Below are 18,100 nucleotides of genomic sequence, written 5' to 3'. Positions count from 1 at the left end.
TTTTTGTCGACTGACAACAAATCCTTCTCTGGTATCTGTTGCAAGCAGGTAATGCGGAATGACCAGACTATTTCGATACCTTGAACCTACCTATTTTTCCGGGCTTATAGACGATCCCTGCCTGGTCATACGTGACCGACCAATACACCAGAGCATAATGATCGACTGCGGAGCGCTCTCCCACGTTGCGAAACGGGAGATGAAGCCGGTAAGGGCCATTTTCGTCACCCATGCACATATGGATCACTTTATGGGGTTTGACGCGTTTCTCCGACAGGTCCATGCGAGCCCGCGAACAATTGACCTGTTCGGACCACCAGGATTTGCCGACAGAGTTGAAGCACGCTTGAGAGGGTATGACTGGAATCTGGCGGAGCCTTACTGGTGCACCTTCATGGTGCATGAGATCCATCAGTTTGATGTCCACAGCTTCCGCTTTTACGGGCCTGACGCATTTGCCCGCAGCAAAGTCGGGGTAGCGCCGCGCGAGGGAATAATCTATCGCCTCAATCATATGGAAGTTTCGGCAGAACTGCTTGATCATGGGATTCCGGTTCTGGCGTTCAGGGTAGTGGAGCAAAAGATATTTCAGGTTGATCCGCAGAAGATGGCAGCACTCGGCTTGATTCCGGGGGAGTGGATGCGCGAGTTGAAGAGGCGTTTCTTTGAAGACTGGAAGGATTCCGGTCAGCTCAAGGTTGTACGACGAGTGAATGATGAAGTTCAGGAGCAACTCATCGAAGACGCTCAAGGCTTGTATAACAAGATTCAGGGCGAGTATTCCTCTGCAAGTATCGGTTACCTCACTGACATTGGGTTTCTTGCGGGAAATCGGGAAAAGGCAGAGCGGCTTCTTAACGGGGTCACCCTGCTGGTTGGAGAATGCGCCTTCCTTCAGGATGACAAGCATAAGGCGCGTTCATCTCATCACCTCTGCACTGCAGACATGAATGAAATGCTAGAGCAGATTCGGCCGAAATACTTCCTGCCGGTACACCTTTCCAAGACCTATCTCGGTCGCAGTGACGAATTGTACGCCGAGCTTTCTCCTCCAACCGGGACAACCATACTCAGGATGCCGGAGCACCTCACCCCCATGCCCTTATACTCTTGCGATGCCATGCAACTCTATCGATAGCTTGAATTTTTCAACACAGGGGATGGGTCCATGCGGTTTACAGGAGCGGTTTCAGAAATCTTGCACAGGTAGTCAGCTGCTTTGCCGACAGCAGATAAGCGGGCTTTAAGCGGAAGATAGTGGAAAGCTGACAAATCAGAAATAGGCAGTGACTCGTCTTCAGCGCTTCTTTTTCTTCTTCTGGTTTTTGCTGGGTTTCCCCTGAACATGCTGGTCATTGCTTTTTTGAGGGCCACTCTTGACCATCATGGCCGGTATGAGGATGAATGCACATATCGCCAGAATGACTGCCAGGACAATAAGCGGTGTTGACATATGGCCCTCCAGGGACACTATAATTTCGCATCAAATATATCACATGGGGTATCGGATTCCAGATTCAGCCATCTATTAATGACGATCTGTATTCTCGTTTTTCAGGTGTATGGACCACTTCATGAAGGTTGATCCCCCAAAGCTGAAAATCAAATTGTACATATCCTCAGGAATCGTTTTCCTTATCGGAATGAGTACATCTATTGGAATATATCTGACAGCGCAGGATCTGCCTGAATCAGTATTCTACGATTATGAACACTCTAAAAGATTCAGGCACGAAATGGAGGCGGCCGGAGGAAAACTCAACATGCTATTGCATGAAATGAGCAAGGAGTTCTTGGGACTTTGGGAAGGGAAGAATCTTGCATATACTGTAGCGGCGATAACCTGCTTTGCGGTTATCCTGATAATCTACGCAGCCGTCCCGATTCTAAAAAACAGGGATAGCAAGTCAGGATGAGTTTGCCAGGGGAAAACATCCCTGCAATCAGGCATGCATTCGGAACTAGCGGTACTCTTGGTGCCGATGACCTTCAAATTCACGGTCATGCTCATAATAATGCGAGTGTCGATGATGCCGGGGTTCCACATATCTGACTTCTCGGACCGGCTCATAGATTATCCGTCGTTCATGCACTACAGGCGGTGATTGCGCAATTGCCACTGCAGCTATCGTTGAAAAGATTGCTACCGGAATCCAGGCTGGATTGATTCCACCGTCATTATGACCGGCATAAGCAGTGTTGACGAGCATGCTTGAAACAAGTCCTATTGCTATTATAGTGGAAATTGTCTTTTTCATGTTGACTCCCTCCATTGTGATTAGCCTCTAACACGCATATCGCATCTAACATGCCAAAAAATAACCATCGCAATTACAGATAGATGCCTGCGTTACAAAAGGAATAGCCGTTAATTGAACTCCTTAAATGATCCCACCGACACCGCATTTGAGTTATTGTGTTTTCTGAAAAGCACTGGCTATTCCCCAAGTCTGAAGCGATGGATTTTACTGGGCAGATGATGAGAACCATTGCAAATACCTTCTCACCATGCCAAAACAGCAATGGAGAATTGTATGTCTATCGAAAACCCTGTCATCGAGAAGATCAGAAAACTGCTGGCCCTAGCCAACTCCAGCAACGAACATGAAGCTGCTCTTGCAGCAAGTCATGCACAACGCCTGCTCTCAGAGCACAACCTAGCAATGGCAGATATCGAGTCGGAGCAGAAACCGCAGTCAGCTGATAAGGTCGAAGCTCAGGTATCAAAGACCCTACCCAAGTGGGTACGTAATCTTTCTGCCGGTGTATGCACCGCGTTCGACTGCCAGGCTGTCCATCACCCGGCGACAGGGAGGATGACATTCATTGGGGTAGGCGCTGATGTTCAGGTTGCTGCTTATACCTTTTCCTATTTGGACAAAACCTTGCGTCGGCTCTGCAGCAGTTTCATGAAGATAAATTCCAGCGATCGCCACACCAACCGCCATCGCGAACTGATGCGACAGTCTTACTATCTGGGAGCAGTGTCTACCATAACGGGAAGATTACGCGAACAGAAGATTCAGACTCCCATTACACCGGGAGCACTGGTGCCGATCAAGGAAGGGTTGATCAAAAAGGCGATGTCTGACATGGGACCAATGAGAACATTTCACGGCCGCCGAAGCTACATTGACAGTCATGCCTATTCGCAGGGCCAGCAGGACGGGCAGGCTGTAGGTATCAACAAAGGGATATCTGGGAATTGTAGTCCACAACAGAAAAGGATTCAACATTGCGGCATCTGAAATCGAATCCACGTTGAGGTACCTCACATAATCTGGAGGCAGAAATTTGAAAGGCCCGCACGTGTAGCGCGGGCCTCTGTTCATCAATTCTCCCATTTCATGGGTAACAGGCGTTTACGAAAGCCTGGATACTACAGCGTATGTTCCATTAACAGCCAGGCGGAGTGTCCTCAGTCATTCGGTTCGTTCCTCCATTGATGTTTATTTCTGTCTGGAACTTCTGCTTCTATTTTTCTCCTTCTACTGCGTGTATCTCTTTCAGGTTGCGCAACCTTGATTTCACTATACCCAAATCGTGCCTGAAAAAAACAGTCTGTTTTTATTTTTTTAGAAGAGTACAATTTGAAATTGTATTGATTCCTGACACCTGCCTCGTTATCCCTTCCATTTCCGCAACGGCTCAAAGAGATATTCCAGCCCGTTAACCTTGATGGTGTGCACTGTTTGCAGCATCATTCCCAGTTTCCCGTCCGGAAACCCGTTATTGGCGAACCAGACGACGTATGGTTCGGGAAGATCAATCAGCAGACTACCCTGATATTTCCCGAATGGCATCCTTGCAGTTGCCAGTTCCAAAAGTTCGCCGGGGTCACCGAATGACTCGATGCAGGGGTTAAACGTGTCATGGCTCATACTGGCCGGTTACCCCTACGCCACCCGATGCACTGCTGCCGGTTTGTGCTGTGCTGTTCTGGCATAGGTCACTTCCGGTTTGCCGAATGCCATGGCATAACCTACAACATGGTCTTCTGGTATCCCGAGCCGGGTGCGGAATTCCGGCAGCAGATCGTTGATGGCCAGCTTTGCCAAGCCATCCCAGACGGTTCCCACGCCAAGCGTCTGTGCGAACAGCTCAAACGTGGTCAGGGCGATCAGGCAATCCTCAACCGGGGAAACAATGCCCTTTGGTGCAGAAACGACCAGGAAATGTGGGGCTCCCCGGAAGAGGATGTCCACCCCATGCTCTTCCCAGGCACGGTAAAAGTCGGCAAAGAACTCCAATCCGGGCGGCAATCCGTTTCCTTTGATCAGTTTTCCCAAACCAGTCATAACGTCATCGCGAAGTTTGGCCAGTTTCTCCCGCTCATCGACTAGTGTGAAATGCACCTGACGGGCGTTCAGGCCGGATGGGGCATAACATGCGACGTTCAACAGCCGCTGGAGAAGTTCCGGTTCCAGATTCTCGGGCTTGTATTGCCTGACTGCACGACGCCCTTTGATGAGCAGTTCCATCTGGTCAGCTTCCGGTAATGCTCCAGTCAATGTCTGACTGTTTTTGGGATCAAGCCCCAGGATGGAAATGGCTCCAGTAGGACAGATGGAGAAACAGTGCTGGCACCGATAACATGCTACTTCTTTTTCAGGAGCAATGTACGGGATTCCGTCCATTGCGATGATGCGTGCCGGGCAATCGGCAACACAGCTGCCGCATTTAATGCACTTCTGCTGGTCGATTTTGAAGTTGATCATCAGAGACTCCTTGGTTGATATCTGTTTGGTAATCAGATCGTTATGGTGTTGGGTATGACCTCTCTGTAAGGAGCAGAGTCTCCAATGTACAGCATGTAGATGGCGGTTATGGCAATGACCGGGACAAGCAGAATCACGAGCATTACCGGTTTGCCTGCCCTGTGAAAGGTTATCCTCTGGCTTCTTCCAATAAGGTAGTAAAAGATCGTGGCAATTGGGGGGAAACTGCAGAGCAACACCAACCAGATCAACTTGACACCAAAGTTATGGAACTCGTTTATCAGTACATCCGCCAAAGCATACAGCCAGATACAGGCTGGCAGCAGCAGGATGGAGACAAGCGTCATCAGGAAAAATGTGGTGAACAACTCCCTTTCCTACTCTCTCCGGTCACCGAACAGCTGCAACATCATCAGGAAGATGTTGATGAAGTCGAGATACAGGGCCAAGGCCCCGGCAACTGCGGCGCCACCCCGAACCCCCTTGAGCTTCTGGGTGTCGTAGGCGGTTAGTCCTATAAAGACGATCAGGCCAATTCCGCTTATGACAAACTGCATCATGTTGGAGTGCAGGAAAATGTTCACGATTGAAGCTATGACGATGCCGATAAGCCCCATAAAGCAGAAGGAGCCAAGAGATGTAAGGTCACGCTTGGTTACAAGGCCATAGACGCTCATGGCGCCAAAGGTTCCGGCAGTGGTGACAAAAGCGGAAGTGATTGACTGGCCGGTATAGACGAGGAATATTCCGGAGATCGTCACCCCGTTCAGTGCAGAGTAGAGCAGGAAGAGCGGTGCAGCTGTCACTGTTCCCATTCTGACGGCAAAACCGCTGATCGCGAAGACCAACCCCAACTCCACAATCATCAGCCCGAAAAACATCATCCTGTTGCCGTACAGCATGTTCAGCAATGCGGGAGAACTCACGACCGCCATCGAGACAATGGCAGTGAGCGCCAAGCCGGCAGCCATCCATCCATAGACGGCTCCCATGGTGTTGCTCTGGGTTACTTCAATGGTCTGGTACGAACTGCTGCGTGGTGAGGAAGGTATGGACATGCTATCGACTCCTTACGTGATTATGTATGTTGGACATCTATTTTCAATGTAAGTACGGCCAGATGAAAAATCAACTGTATACAGCTAAGGCTGAAATTTATCGCTAAGCCACAGCGATTTTGAGTTTCGGGCATTCAACCACACACGCATCACATCCTCCTGGGCAGGGTTCGATATGGACCAGGATATGACTGTGTGCCAGGGCTTTATCGATATCGGAGATAATCTCGTGTGTGAGCGTATGACCAGCCTCAACCGTCATCTGTTTCGGCACCACCAGGTGCATGTCGATATGCCTGATATGTCCTGACTTGCGGGTTCTGAGCTTGTGATACTCAATGTACTTTCCTGAATAGTTCCCCATTACATCATGGATTACAGCTTCTTCGTCATCCGGCAGCTTAACGTCGAGAATATGGAAGAATGCCGTCTTTGTCAGGTCCCAGGCAGCCTTGATAATCATGAGCGCCACGACAATGGCGATGATAGGGTCGAGCATGGCGATGCCGGTTAGTTTGATTGCTATGAGTCCGCCGAGAACGCCAACTGAGGTGTAGACATCGGTTCTCAGGTGCATCGCATCAGCTTCGAGAGCAACGGAATCGGTCTTTATAGCCACATTGAGCAGATAGCGGGAGACGAAGTAGTTCGCCACTGCCGACACCAGCATGACCAGTGCACCCAATCCAAGGCTTTCGACTTCGATAACGCCTGATTTGAGTTTGTGCCCAGCCTCCCAGATGATATAGAAGGCGGCACCGAATATCAGTACCGCTTCGATGGTTCCCGCCACGTTCTCGATTTTACCGTGCCCGAATCGATGCTCATCGTCGGCAGGCTTGCCTGATTCCCTTACCGAGAACCAGGCAATGATTGCCGCTACCAGGTCGAGACCGGAATGGACCGCCTCGGAGATAACGCTGACCGACTGCATCATGATGCCGACAATCAGCTTGAGGACGATGAGGATACTGTTCGAGACAATCGAAAAAAGTGCTGCCTTTGATTTTGCCTGTTGTACTTCAAGTGACTGCATCATTTCGTTACTCCGGCGGCGGTCATTATCTGCTTCAGCTTTTCGGTAGCTCCCTTGAGCTGTTCCTGAGCCTCGGCATTTTTCTTCCGGTATTCCAGCAAGGTCATCGGATTCTTGTCTGTTGTGAAACTCCTGATTGCATCGAACGATTCCGCGTATGCCTTGTACGAAGCGATAAAGCCGGCCTTGGACTCGTTGAGCAGTTTCTTCGCTTCAGGGGGCAATGATTCGGGGATTGCCTTCTTAGCCAGTGCTTCACCGGCCTTCAGGCTTTCATTTTTTGCCCTGTCGATGATGGAAGGGAGATTGATGGAAATCTCTCCACCCTTTAGAACCGTCTTAAGCTCCTCAGTAGCGACATTCAGGGCTTTGTCGGTAAGGTTCTCGATATTGAGAACCTCTTTCTGGAACGACACCAGTTTCTCCTTGTCGGCAAGGGAAAGCACGAATGCCTGTATTTTCTGTGGTTCCGGCGGTTTCTCAGATGAACAGCCGGATAGTGCCATTAACAGAACGGCACATGCAATTACGATAAAAGGTTTCATGAAGTAGCTTCTCCTAGTCGAACAGTTCCGCAAGCCATGACTTCCTGCCGTGATGGCCGCCATGATGACTACCGTGACCGTAGCCGTGCTTGTCGTGGTGTTTGTCGTGATGCTGCGGGTAAGGCTGCTGATAGTGCGGTTGATAGGCAGGTGGCGGTTCAGGTTGCGTGTACGCCGGCTGCTGTGGTGCATACGAACGCTCGATTATCTTGTCCAGTTCTCCCCGGTCAAGCCAGATACCACGACATTCCGGGCAATAATCTATCTCTACCCCCTGGCGGTCGGCGAGTTTCAGGTCTACTCCTGCGCATCTGGGACATTTCATGGTGATTTCTCCTTTTTATTGTTATTCAGTCGTTGGATATGCTCGCGTACTCGATGCAATGCTATTCTTGCCCAGGCAAACTCGGTTGCCAGGATGCCCAGTGCGACTGGTATGACAATGATGGCTGGCCCCGGCAGGACAATCATGGCAATGCCTATGACAAGGACTGTCATGCCGATAACCGCCACAATCAGCCGCTTCAGATTTTTCAGCGACCATCCGTTCATAGCGATTCGGTACCTTTGGAATCGGTAATATTCGATTATTATTGGTCAGGCAAAGTTCTGCGGAGGGACAAATATCCTGTCAATGATATTGGGGAGGGCAAGATACGGTTCGTGAGGTGAGTTATCGACAATGCTAACTGGCGATGATATTTCGGGGAAAGTGGAAGAGATGGTATACCCGGAACAGCAACAGGTTGTTTCGCAGTCGTCATCATCGTGATTCACTGGACATTCAGCCGACTGGTCAACCTCAATGTCTACCGTCGCATCAAAGTGGGCTATTTCCCCAAGCGATGAACATGGATGTGCCAGACATGCTACCGGGAGCACTAGATAGAGGGCAATTATGATGACTGAGATAAGTTTCATGTGATAGACCATGAGCACAAGTCGAAATCTAAGCTCTTATCCTCTGTATTGTCAATAGATAGAGCATCTCAGGTCCATATTTCTAATCCTATCCATAAATTCAATATCATTGTCGTGCAGTTATTATCACGTGAATGGAGTGTACGGTCACTTCAAATGTTACTTCAAGTCGGAACAATGCAGTTGGGATCAGAATGGCGTGGCGAGTTGACAGCAGTAGACACCTGCCACTCCTGCATCAACTCCGCAGGGTATGGTTGATAAAGCCGCTGCAGTTCACGCGGGTCATTAACCGTGGGATCCAGCCAGAGGCGAAATTCCCCCTGATGAAGAATCACCGGCATCCGGTCATGAATCGTAGCCATCAGGGGATTGGCCGATGTGGTCAGGATGGTGCAGGTCTCTGCGTCACTCCCATCGGATGCCTTCCAGGTTTCCCATATCCCAGCGAACGAAAATGGTGATTCATCCCGCATGGTTATGTAGTGTGGAAATTTTCCTGTAGGCGTAGCGGACCACTCGAAAAACCCCGAAGCCGGAACGATACAGCGCCTGCTGCGGATCGCTTGGCGGAAGGCGGGCTTCTCGTGGACGGTTTCACTTCGGGCGTTGATCATCTTGCTTGCGATTGACTTGTCCTTCGCCCAGTGGGGGATCAACCCCCAGCGAACATAGCTGGGATATCGTACTCCGGCAGAATCTTCCCGCACCACCAAAATGTCCTGGGTGGGTGCGATGTTGTAGCGTGGCTGCAGGTCGATCTTAGCATGGATCTCATAGATGACCGCCAGCAGTTCAGGCGTCAGGAGAGATGTAAAACGACCACACATAATGAATCCCCCAACTGACAGGTAATCCCCTCATCACCGCGGCATCAGTGCGAACACACCCCAGCCCAGGTATTCACGCGTGTAAGATGCATAGCGTACGGGTTCCGAGGTCAGTTGGGCTCGAACTTCTTCCACGAACTCGTCGGCGGGGTTGGCTTCAAGCCATCGACGCATGGTGAGCCACTTGGCCGCCTCGTATCTGTCCCAGCTGTCCTGGTCGGCCAGCACCATTTCAACGACGTCGTAAGCAAGATTGCCGAAAGACGCGAGAAGTTCCGGGAGCATGAGAAAGTCGGAGATCGAGTTGGCATGACACCCCTTGGCAATATCTTCCGTCGGCAACTGCCTCCAGTAGGGCTCGCCGACGAGGATGATCCCTCCGGGGCTCAGGCTCCGCGCCAGAAGCTCGATAGTGCCGACAACTCCCCCACCGATCCAGGTGGCACCGACACAGGCTGCCACATCGACGTTCTTGTCAGAGACATAGCCCGCTGCGTCGCCATGGATGAACGTGACTCGATCAGCGACGCCGAGTGCTTCGGCACGGAGTTTCGCTTGCTCGATGAACAGCTGGCTCATGTCGATTCCGGTGCCGATGACGCCATGATTGCGTGCCCAGGTGCACAGCATCTCCCCCGAACCGCTGCCGAGGTCAAGCATCCGGGTTCCAGGCTCCAGTCGCAGCGCCGTGCCGAGTGTGGCGAGTTTTTCGGGTGTGAATGGGTTATGGATGCGGTGAGCACTCTCAGTAATGTTGAATATTCGTGGAATATCCAATGTAAGAAATCTCCTTTGGGTGTTGATTAGATTCTGTCACTGCCTGACTAGATAAATCGCTTGAGCAGGAACAGTCCGACCATGGCAATTCCGATCGCCAACTTACCGGCAACGCCTATCGCCAATCCCACTACCGTCCCTAAGCCAGCCCGGCTCGCCTCGTCCAGGCTTCGCTGCAACGACAGTTCCCCGACCACCGCACCAATGAAAGGGCCGAGAAGTATCCCAGGGATACCCAGAAACAGCCCGACCAGACCACCGATGGCTGCACCCGTCATTGCCCGCTTCGATCCACCGAACTTCCTGACCCCCAGGATCGATGCGGCGAACTCGACCAGGTATGTCAGCCCGGCCATGCCTGCAAGAACCAGCAGGGTCCAGATCCCGACATAATGGAAGTTATCCGCCCATGCACCGAACAGCAACCCTAGGAACAGTATCGGCGCACCGGGGATCAAGGGGAGAAGGAGGCCCGACAGACCGGTAACTGTGCAGATGGCGCAGAGTATCCAGAGAAAGATAGACTGGTCCATACAGTCAGCAGATCTCTGTCAGCTTCTGGACGACCTTGTGCGTAACCTGGTCGCCAACCGCCGCGATGTATCTCTTGAAGTGATCTGAATTCATGTGCCGCTCCAGACAGGCCATGTTCTCCCAGTTCTCGTAGAAGATGAACTGTGACGGGTTGTCGTTATCCTGGTGCAGACGGTATTCGATGCACCCTTCCTCGGCCCGGGTGGGATCAATCAGCTTGAGCAGTTCGGCCTGTACCGATTCTATGGCTTCCTCCCGGACGGTCAGTTGCGCTACCACGGTCACTGCTGGCATTATTACATCCTCCTCTCGTGGGCCTTTCTGCCGTGGACTCGTTCATAGGCCTGACAGAAGGGGCAGATGCCCTGTTCCACGGTCTTTACGAAGTTGAACACGATCCCTTCCTGGTAGTGCCGGGCATGGAGGCAAACCGGGCAGAACTCGCACACCCTGGCCAGCGCCCGGTCCAGCGATGACACCTCTGCCGTGCGCACTACTTGAGCTCTTTCCCGATGGAAAACGCCTGACCGACGCAGGGGCCGACACTGTGATACCCCTTGCGGGATGTGTCGAAGATAAGCGGTTGGATCTTCAAGATATTGAGCAGGCCGTCCTCGCCTATCACCGACTCGTCCCCCTTGACGTCGAGTATTTCGCCAACGAACTGGGTATGCAGACCAATCTCAAGAGTGTGCAGCAGGCGGCACTCCAGTACGACCGGAAACTCCTCGGCATAGGGGGCGTCCACAAGAGAGCTTCTCACCGGGGTAAGTCTGGTGGCGGCGAACTTGTCCCCTTCCCGGCCGGAGTAGATGCCGCAGTAATCCGCCTCGGCCATTTTACGTTCGCAGGCGATGCCGACGGTGAACGCCTTACGCTCAACGATACAATTGTACGAGTAGGTAGCCTTGCGCAAGGATACGGCTACGCATGGCGGTTGTGAGCAGCAGATGCCACCCCAGGCGGCGTTCATCAGGTTTGGCTTGCCGTTCTGGTCGTAAGTGCCGACCATAAGAACTGGAGTCGGGAAAAGCAGAGTTTTTGCTCCCAATGATTTCTTCATACAATTCCTCCGACAGAGTACAATTTCAAAGTCGATCTAAGATTGAGTTTGTATCCACTTCAACTTTCATTCACCTGACCATCACCGTTGAGCTGTTGACAGTTAAGTTTTCCCTAAACCCGATGGACCACATTACGTCAACATCACGTCAAAAATGCGCTCATTTTTGTTTTTCGATTTTTTCCGATTTGCCTAAAAAATTTCCCAACAACAACACCTTTTATTATAAGGTCCCATTTTTCCGATTTGACTGGAAAATCGGAGGAAAAATTCCAAAGAAAAATATCACTTTTATTAGAATACGCTAATTAAACCAGCATCAAAAATACGATAATTACCTCGTCGTTTTCCCCGAAAAAGTTATTGCCCGTCCTCAATTTTTTGCAAATTACAGCTCTTGAATCATATGATTTTCAAGTTTTCTTGGGCGATCACAAAAAATAATTTTCAAAATCTCTCCATCGGTGCTTTATCGTAACACCCTTTCTGCTCATTGACGGCACTATCCCGAACTGCTTGATGAGCTTCTGGTATTTCCTGGAGCAGTACTGGCTGCCATGGTCTGAATGATGAATCAGCCCTTGGCCGCTTTCTTTGTTGCCACAGCCCGAAACAGTGCCCTGCCTACCAAATTATGGGTCATCTGCTAATTCAGGGCGTAGCCGACGATTTCCTTCGTGCATAGGTCTTTGATACCCGCCAGATACAGTCAGCCATCATCAGTTGGTATATAGGTGATGTCAACCTGGTTCAGCTTCGACACTGCAAACTTTTAATTCAGGATATTGGGAGCAACAGGCATCTTGTGATTCGAGTCGGTGGTTGCCTTGAACTTCCTTATCTGCTTGCAGCGGAGGGACCACATTACGTCAATATCAAGTCAAAAATGCTCTCATTTTTGTTTTTCGATTTTTGCTGATTTTGCCTGAAAAATTTCCCAACAATAACCTCCTTTATTATATGGTACCATTTTTCCGATTTGACTGGAAAATCGGAGGAAAAATTCCAAAGAAAAATATCACTTTTATTAGAACTCGCTAATTCATATCAGCATCAAAAATACGATAATTACCTCGGCGTTTTTCCCCGAAAAAAATATTGTCCGTCCTCAGGTGAAAATTCAAAAATGACAGGAACTGGCAATAAAATGTCAAAAACAGCCGAGTAAGAGGTCAAATCTGACAATTCATTGTCAGACCTTGCCACTTTCTGCCAAAAGACGGCTGCTGCGCGCCCAAATTGACAGATTTTGGCAGCAATTTGTCACTTTCTGCCAAAAACGCATTATAACAGCCTGTTTTTGACAATTTTCTGCCAATTCGTTTTTTTGTCAGTTTATAAGCAGAGAGCCTATTGCCTACGGCCTATTTGAGATACATTACCGAACCTCTCAGGACTTTGTGCCGACATAGACTGCGATAGGTACAGTGTAAACGATTCTGTGATCACCCACTCGTGCATTGATGCCGATACTGTCAACGCCAACGTCTTCCGTAACCATCTTCCGAATTATCTCCTCATCCCCTGGTTTGGGAAAAGAAGCCTTCAGTTGTGCCTCCAGTTCAATGTCAACTCCATAGCCACTTTGGCGGCACTCCTGCAGCCCTGAGTTCAGGAAAAGCGCAGAGAACTCCTCTCTGGTGAGGGCATGAGTATGTGAGGGATCACGGAGTATTTCCAGCCGGTCATAGGTTGCCGATTTGCTCGATTCGATTGCGACATCTGCCACCAGAACCCTTCCGCCGGGTCTGCACACTCGAATCATTTCCGCCAATGCCTCTGTTGGCGCCAGCAGGTGATGGTAACTGTAGCGGGTCAGCACCAGGGAAAACGAACCGTCAGCAAAAGGGAGCGGAGTCGCAGTGCCGATCTGCCAGGAAACATTCTCAAGATTCTGTTCTTGTTGCCGTTTTTCTGCCTGCTCTATCATGGCAGGTGTTATGTCGATGCCGGTCACATGATGAGCATGCCTGGCAAACTCGCAGGCGACCATTCCAGGCCCGCATGCAACGTCAAGCACAAGGTCTTCCTTAGTAACTCTGGACATTTCTATCAGCACCTGCATGGCATCATAATGGCCGGGAATCTGCGTGAATGGTATGGCCTGGCGGGAGAACTGGTCGATGATACGGGATTGATGAGCATCTGCAAGGTGTTGCGTCATGACGGTATCTCCATTGTTGATGGAATTTGTCCTCAAGCTGTCACTGTTTTAATGCGCTGTCTCTTTCTTCTGGAGCATATAGAAGCAATAGCCGTATGAATCCTGGAACTTCACGAACAGGTCGATTTCAGCATTTATCTGATCTACTACCTCTGATGCCGTTGAGTCATCCGGACGCCGCTTAATGAATTGCGCCAGAGTGTGTTTTAATGGCAGATAGTATTCTTCTGCCCATGCTTCCACAGGGAGTGGGAAATGTCCAATGACATTAAAGCCATTCCCCCTTGCGAGTTCAAGATTACCTTCAACATTCAGCATCGCCGGGTACCCCTGTTTCCAGAATTCAGCGGCTTCTTCCGGGGGATTTTCGGTGAACCAGGTCAACTCGGTGTATACCAGATAACCACAAGGGCGCAGGAGTGGTCGAAGTGATTGCAGGGCTTTCTCCATCCCCATGATGTAGAGAGCACCTTCGGACCAGATAAGGTCGAAACTCTCAGGTGCAAACGGTAATTCCAGCATGGATGCTTCTTTTACTTCAATCTTGTCTGTCAGACCTTTCTGTTTTGTAGTTTCCTGTAGCTTGTTAAGGAACGGCCAATGATTATCGACAGCCGTAATCCTGCAGTCAAGTTGCCCGGCAAGGGCCACTGTCTGACTACCGGTGCCGCATCCAAGGTCCAACACTGATGTATCAGGTGGAAATGAGGGTAACATCGACAATGCCTTGAGCGTAGCCTTATCCGACCCTGGCCCCTGCCTTGGCATTGCTTCATATATCTCGTAAAAATAATCCATTATCTGGTTTCTCCCCAGATCGGCTGACCATTTGCGAATGTGCAGGGCTTCCTTCTCCGATATTCCCAGGGACAACAGGAAAGCATGATGTGCCGCCGGTTCCTTTCGTTCAAATTCGGCATGCAGTTTCCGCATGGCATTGTCATCCATCCCGGCAGCCCTGAGCATGGAAACGAACATATCCTTATCGACGGTATTCCTGGGGCCGCCTTCGCCTTGCAACTTCAGCATCCCGGCAATCAGTCGCTGCTTGGTCATCAGTGCCGAGATTTCATTGCCGATCTCAGCCAACCGGCGTTTCAACACCTCTGTCGTGTCATCACCTGCTGTCTGAAGGATTGATCGTATCCCCTCTATATCCACACCAGCCTGGCGCATGGAACAGATAGATTCCAGACGTTCCTTTTCTGACGGTGAATAGCAGCGATAATTTGATTCACTGCGCCCCGATGGCTTGAGCAGCCCTATCCGGTCGTAATAAAGCAAGGTGCTTCTTGACAGCCCGAACTGATTGGCCAGTTCAGTTATTCGGTACATGATGACCTCGTTAAAGAAGTGCAGCCCCCGGTGCCTTCCGAGGGCCGATTCGATTTAAGCGTACTTTGCGCGGATGGCTGTTACCTTCTCTTCCGGTAGCCCCAGCCACTCCAGAAAGCTCTGGTGACCATTCGGGTTTTCCTGCTCGAACAGCCGGTGCCATTTCTGCATTGCGTCATCGTTCAGTCCGATGTCGCGAAACCGCTTGACCCATTCCTCCACTGTTACATGATTCTTCATTGTCGTGCTCCTTTCAGCATCAATTGAATGTTCTGTCATGGCCGTGACGATTTCAAGGCTAAAGCGTGAACCTGTAGACGGGTCAAGTGAATATTACCAGCTTTCCAAATTTTTTATTGTCAGTAGCTATTGGCATCTTCTCTTCAGGTCCAAGTCTTTTCTCGACCACACTTTGATTGTGGCTAGATGTGGACATGGATACACAAGAGGAGAGTTGACATTTAGATGTCGGACCCTATATAGTTATCACATGATAACGTATAAATTGTGACAACTATGCGAGGTCAGCATGTCCCAACCCACAGCACGACAGCAGCAGGTTCTGGACTTCATCCAGTCATACATCGACAACAACGGCTATCCTCCAACCCTTCGGGAGATATGCGCCCATATCGGTGTGTCCGGCACCCTGTCTGCCATGCGTCATCTCGATGCCCTCGAAAAGAAGGGTTACCTGAAGCGGGATGCCGGTTCTCGCAGCATCGCCCTTACATCCCCTGCTAGCGAGTCAGCATCCCTCCCAATTGTCGGCACCGTCAAGGCCGGGGCACTCACACCGCCGGTCGAGGATATTACCGGCTACATGGCCCTCGACCGGATGCGGCTCCACGGCGGCAAATTCTTCCTTAAAGTCAGCGGTGATTCCATGATCAATGCTTGCATCAGCGACGGTGACCTGGCGCTGGTGCGACCCCAGCCGAGCGCCGAAAACCGTGACATCGTCGTGGCCATGGTGGACGGCGAGGCCACGCTGAAGCGTTTCTACCGGGAGATGGGTAGTATCCGTCTTCAACCGGAAAATCCGAACATGCAGGCGATCATAGTGCAGGATGGCTCCAGTGATGTAACCATCATCGGCAAGGTCGTCGGTGTTTACCGCGACCTTGGGTAAGCCGTGAGGGTCAAGGAACCCATACGCGTCGCCGTGGTCTTCGGACCCGGTCGCACCATCAAGCCGGTCTGGTTCGACTGGAAGAACCGCAAGCACGGCGTCCTTGAGACCACCTACACATGGACGGATGTGAAGGGTAATTCGAAGCGTTTGCATTTCGCTGTGCGTGACGAAGGTGGTTTGTATGAGTTGACCTATGACACTTCCGAACAGACTTGGAGCCTTGAGGGGCTTGAGACCTAGATATGGCTACCGATAAACCGCAATTCGATCTCAGATTGGCTGCTCTTTTGATTGGGGTCATCCTGTCCACTGTAGATTCCAGCGCACTCAATCTGGCGCTCCCATCACTGGCCGCCCACTTCGGAACCGATGCCGCTGCCGTTCAGGGAGCCTCGTCACTCTACCTGATCGGAGCAGCCATAGCCTTTCTGCCAGTCTCTGGCATTGCCGGCAGGATCGGGACGGTGAAAGTGTACCGCTTCTCCCTGGCCGCTTTCGCCATTATCTCCCAGATCCTGGTATTCTCTCCGAACCTCCATACACTCCTATTGCTCCGGTTTGTACAGGGGATTGTCGGTGCCGGAATTGTCGGCCTGGTTCCAGGCATGACAGCAGCAACATTCAAAGAGAATCGCGGCTGGGCCTTGGGCATGATCTCTGGCTCGGTTGCTGCTGGTACCCTGATGGGACCGCCTTTGGGGGGATTCCTGGTTGAGTGGTTCGGCTGGCAATCCATATTCTACATCAACCTCCCGTTCGGAATGCTGGCACTGATCCTTTCCGGCAGACTGACCGACCTCCACGGTGTCGGTCTGATAGAGGGTCTGCGTCGCGCCATCCGCGCACCAAGGTTTATCCTTGCACTGCTATCCACGGTCTGCTTCTTTGTTCAGTCATTCGGGATCAATCTATTGTGGCCGTTCTATCTTGAATCCGGGGGGCTCTCACCTGCCAGAGTCGGCTTGATGATGCTTGTCCCACCTCTAATCCTGATGATGGCTGGGCCGTTCTGTGGTAAGTTGTCCGACAAGGTCGGTTATGACCGCATCAGCTGGTTCGGGAGCGTCACCCTGATGTTCGCCTCCATCGGGCAGGGGGTCACCGGTTCTGTAGTTCTCGGGTTACTCGGTATCGGACTTGGCCGGGCGCTCTTCCAGGCGGCCAATAATGCAGCTGTTCTCTCCAATGCCCCGGAAGGGACTACGACCGTCGCCTCCGGTTTGCTCTCCATAGCCCGCGTATCAGGTCAGGCGATGGGAAGCATCGTTGCCGGTACGCTCTGGGGTGTACTGGAACATTCAGGTAGGCAGCACGCCTTTCTGATCATTAACCTGGTGTTGGCCGGAGTTGCTGCCGTATCAGGAGTGCTGATTATCGGGCGAGGAAGAGCAAGGAGTATGTAGCAAGTGGCATTCAACGTAGACATAGTTTCTGTAACATCAAACATGCTGTCCGTGCTGAAGCTCTTCATCATCCCGGTCGGGGGCGGCATACCGGCAGGCGTCATGCTTGCCCAGACCAAAGGGATCGCATGGCCGGTCACGGCACTGCTCTATCTGGTGTCCGATATCATCCTCGCCTTCCTGTTCGAGCCGGTACTGCGGATACTGGCCTTCATCTGCAGCAAGGTTTCCTTCCTGACCCGTTTCGCTGCCGCCATGAAAGCCGCAACAGCCCGCAGCGTTCATCACATGGCCGGAACCGGCGCCGGTCCCGTGGGGCTCATCATGATCTCCTTCGGCGTTGATCCGATGACCGGTCGTGCAACAGCTCATGCTGCCGGACACGGGTTCCTTGCCGGCTGGGCAATCGCCATTGCCGGTGACATGATCTATTTCGGCGTCATAGCTGTCAGCACCCTGAAGCTGAACACTGTCATAAAAGACCCCAACGTAACCATGATGATCATCCTCATCGCCATGTTCAGCGTACCCACGATTATCAAGATAGTCCGAACCAGGATTCTGCGTCACACGGTGTAATA

The 18,100-nt window shown here is 51.2% G+C and carries 27 protein-coding genes and 1 pseudogene; 7 read left to right on the top strand and 21 right to left on the bottom strand.

Going from position 1 to position 18,100, the window contains the following annotated elements; translation table 11 throughout:
- Window positions 1–58 precede the first annotated feature (58 nt).
- A complete protein-coding gene (locus OR1_RS13095; protein ID WP_041972340.1) occupies window positions 59–1,138 on the top strand; it encodes an MBL fold metallo-hydrolase in 1,080 nt (359 codons plus the stop codon).
- Between the two features lie 159 nt (window positions 1,139–1,297).
- Here OR1_RS13095 and OR1_RS22515 read toward each other — a convergent pair whose 3' ends face one another.
- Window positions 1,298–1,453: a hypothetical protein gene (locus OR1_RS22515; protein ID WP_193377106.1), complete on the bottom strand. Its 156-nt coding sequence runs from the start codon at window positions 1,451–1,453 to the stop codon at window positions 1,298–1,300.
- 121 nt (window positions 1,454–1,574) lie between these two features.
- Between OR1_RS22515 and OR1_RS13090 the strand changes: the two genes are divergently transcribed.
- Entirely contained in the window at window positions 1,575–1,916 is a 342-nt protein-coding gene (locus OR1_RS13090) for a hypothetical protein (RefSeq protein WP_152609890.1), read from the top strand.
- 45 nt (window positions 1,917–1,961) lie between these two features.
- Here OR1_RS13090 and OR1_RS22095 read toward each other — a convergent pair whose 3' ends face one another.
- Complete coding sequence (locus OR1_RS22095) at window positions 1,962–2,258, bottom strand: hypothetical protein (RefSeq protein ID WP_152609889.1); 297 nt, start codon at window positions 2,256–2,258, stop codon at window positions 1,962–1,964.
- 276 nt (window positions 2,259–2,534) lie between these two features.
- Here OR1_RS22095 and OR1_RS20935 point away from each other — a divergent pair, with 276 nt between their 5' ends.
- The gene (locus OR1_RS20935; RefSeq protein WP_052440441.1) at window positions 2,535–3,248 is read left to right on the top strand and encodes a DUF2786 domain-containing protein; all 714 of its coding nucleotides are present in this window, start codon (window positions 2,535–2,537) and stop codon (window positions 3,246–3,248) included.
- Between the two features lie 375 nt (window positions 3,249–3,623).
- Here the strand turns inward: OR1_RS20935 and OR1_RS13080 are convergent, their stop codons facing one another.
- The 19 genes and pseudogenes from OR1_RS13080 to OR1_RS13000 form a co-directional block, all read right to left on the bottom strand.
- Window positions 3,624–3,881, bottom strand: a complete 258-nt coding sequence (locus OR1_RS13080) for a DUF3820 family protein (RefSeq protein WP_152609887.1) — start codon at window positions 3,879–3,881, stop codon at window positions 3,624–3,626.
- A 15-nt stretch (window positions 3,882–3,896) separates the two neighbouring features.
- Window positions 3,897–4,718: a nitroreductase family protein gene (locus tag OR1_RS13075; protein WP_041972338.1), complete on the bottom strand. Its 822-nt coding sequence runs from the start codon at window positions 4,716–4,718 to the stop codon at window positions 3,897–3,899.
- Between the two features lie 32 nt (window positions 4,719–4,750).
- Window positions 4,751–5,086 (bottom strand): PLDc N-terminal domain-containing protein, encoded by a 336-nt coding sequence (locus tag OR1_RS20930; RefSeq protein ID WP_052440440.1) that lies wholly within the window; start codon window positions 5,084–5,086, stop codon window positions 4,751–4,753.
- 9 nt (window positions 5,087–5,095) lie between these two features.
- Window positions 5,096–5,776, bottom strand: a complete 681-nt coding sequence (locus OR1_RS13065; protein WP_041972336.1) for a Bax inhibitor-1/YccA family protein — start codon at window positions 5,774–5,776, stop codon at window positions 5,096–5,098.
- 103 nt (window positions 5,777–5,879) lie between these two features.
- Window positions 5,880–6,815, bottom strand: coding sequence for a cation diffusion facilitator family transporter (locus tag OR1_RS13060; RefSeq protein WP_237754293.1), 936 nt, complete (start codon window positions 6,813–6,815; stop codon window positions 5,880–5,882).
- Window positions 6,812–7,357: a hypothetical protein gene (locus OR1_RS13055; RefSeq protein ID WP_041972335.1), complete on the bottom strand. Its 546-nt coding sequence runs from the start codon at window positions 7,355–7,357 to the stop codon at window positions 6,812–6,814. The genes OR1_RS13060 and OR1_RS13055 overlap by 4 nt, the downstream gene beginning before the upstream one ends.
- Window positions 7,358–7,370: 13 nt before the next feature.
- A complete protein-coding gene (locus OR1_RS13050; protein ID WP_041972334.1) occupies window positions 7,371–7,682 on the bottom strand; it encodes a zf-TFIIB domain-containing protein in 312 nt (103 codons plus the stop codon).
- Entirely contained in the window at window positions 7,679–7,909 is a 231-nt protein-coding gene (locus tag OR1_RS13045) for a PGPGW domain-containing protein (RefSeq protein ID WP_041972333.1), read from the bottom strand. Before OR1_RS13045 ends, OR1_RS13050 begins: the two co-directional genes overlap by 4 nt.
- Window positions 7,910–7,954: 45 nt before the next feature.
- Window positions 7,955–8,278 carry a hypothetical protein gene (locus OR1_RS22090; RefSeq protein ID WP_152609886.1) on the bottom strand — a complete coding sequence of 108 codons (324 nt, stop codon included), beginning with the start codon at window positions 8,276–8,278 and terminating at the stop codon, window positions 7,955–7,957.
- Between the two features lie 164 nt (window positions 8,279–8,442).
- A complete protein-coding gene (locus tag OR1_RS13040) occupies window positions 8,443–9,108 on the bottom strand; it encodes an SOS response-associated peptidase (protein ID WP_041972332.1) in 666 nt (221 codons plus the stop codon).
- A gap of 33 nt (window positions 9,109–9,141) precedes the next feature.
- Window positions 9,142–9,885 (bottom strand): cyclopropane-fatty-acyl-phospholipid synthase family protein, encoded by a 744-nt coding sequence (locus tag OR1_RS13035; RefSeq protein WP_041972331.1) that lies wholly within the window; start codon window positions 9,883–9,885, stop codon window positions 9,142–9,144.
- A 47-nt stretch (window positions 9,886–9,932) separates the two neighbouring features.
- A complete protein-coding gene (locus tag OR1_RS13030; protein ID WP_041972330.1) occupies window positions 9,933–10,418 on the bottom strand; it encodes a DUF456 domain-containing protein in 486 nt (161 codons plus the stop codon).
- Between the two features lie 4 nt (window positions 10,419–10,422).
- Window positions 10,423–10,713, bottom strand: a complete 291-nt coding sequence (locus tag OR1_RS13025; protein ID WP_041972329.1) for a putative quinol monooxygenase — start codon at window positions 10,711–10,713, stop codon at window positions 10,423–10,425.
- Between the two features lie 2 nt (window positions 10,714–10,715).
- Window positions 10,716–10,913 (bottom strand): hypothetical protein, encoded by a 198-nt coding sequence (locus OR1_RS13020; RefSeq protein WP_041972328.1) that lies wholly within the window; start codon window positions 10,911–10,913, stop codon window positions 10,716–10,718.
- Window positions 10,913–11,482, bottom strand: coding sequence for a flavin reductase family protein (locus OR1_RS13015; protein ID WP_041972327.1), 570 nt, complete (start codon window positions 11,480–11,482; stop codon window positions 10,913–10,915). Before OR1_RS13015 ends, OR1_RS13020 begins: the two co-directional genes overlap by 1 nt.
- A 450-nt stretch (window positions 11,483–11,932) precedes the next feature.
- Window positions 11,933–12,338 (bottom strand): annotated as a pseudogene (locus tag OR1_RS22815) (DDE-type integrase/transposase/recombinase); the annotation flags it as partial.
- Between the two features lie 534 nt (window positions 12,339–12,872).
- Window positions 12,873–13,646: a methyltransferase domain-containing protein gene (locus OR1_RS13010; RefSeq protein WP_041972326.1), complete on the bottom strand. Its 774-nt coding sequence runs from the start codon at window positions 13,644–13,646 to the stop codon at window positions 12,873–12,875.
- A gap of 48 nt (window positions 13,647–13,694) precedes the next feature.
- A complete protein-coding gene (locus tag OR1_RS22325; protein WP_160295248.1) occupies window positions 13,695–14,981 on the bottom strand; it encodes a MerR family transcriptional regulator in 1,287 nt (428 codons plus the stop codon).
- A 54-nt stretch (window positions 14,982–15,035) separates the two neighbouring features.
- Entirely contained in the window at window positions 15,036–15,221 is a 186-nt protein-coding gene (locus OR1_RS13000; protein ID WP_041972325.1) for a hypothetical protein, read from the bottom strand.
- A 289-nt stretch (window positions 15,222–15,510) separates the two neighbouring features.
- Between OR1_RS13000 and lexA the strand changes: the two genes are divergently transcribed.
- The 4 genes from lexA to OR1_RS12980 are packed head-to-tail and all read left to right on the top strand — an operon-like array spanning window position 15,511 to window position 18,098.
- A complete protein-coding gene (lexA, locus tag OR1_RS12995) occupies window positions 15,511–16,113 on the top strand; it encodes a transcriptional repressor LexA (protein WP_041972324.1) in 603 nt (200 codons plus the stop codon).
- A 3-nt stretch (window positions 16,114–16,116) separates the two neighbouring features.
- Entirely contained in the window at window positions 16,117–16,356 is a 240-nt protein-coding gene (locus OR1_RS12990) for a hypothetical protein (protein ID WP_041972323.1), read from the top strand.
- Between the two features lie 2 nt (window positions 16,357–16,358).
- Window positions 16,359–17,519 carry an MFS transporter gene (locus tag OR1_RS12985; protein WP_041972322.1) on the top strand — a complete coding sequence of 387 codons (1,161 nt, stop codon included), beginning with the start codon at window positions 16,359–16,361 and terminating at the stop codon, window positions 17,517–17,519.
- Window positions 17,520–17,561: 42 nt separating this feature from the next.
- Window positions 17,562–18,098 (top strand): hypothetical protein, encoded by a 537-nt coding sequence (locus OR1_RS12980; protein ID WP_041972407.1) that lies wholly within the window; start codon window positions 17,562–17,564, stop codon window positions 18,096–18,098.
- Window positions 18,099–18,100: the final 2 nt, after the last annotated feature.

Source organism: Geobacter sp. OR-1 (genome assembly GCF_000813145.1).
Classification (GTDB): domain Bacteria; phylum Desulfobacterota; class Desulfuromonadia; order Geobacterales; family DSM-12255; genus Geoanaerobacter.
Note: the sequence above shows the minus strand (reverse complement) of the source record. Positions and strands in the feature narration are given on the sequence as shown.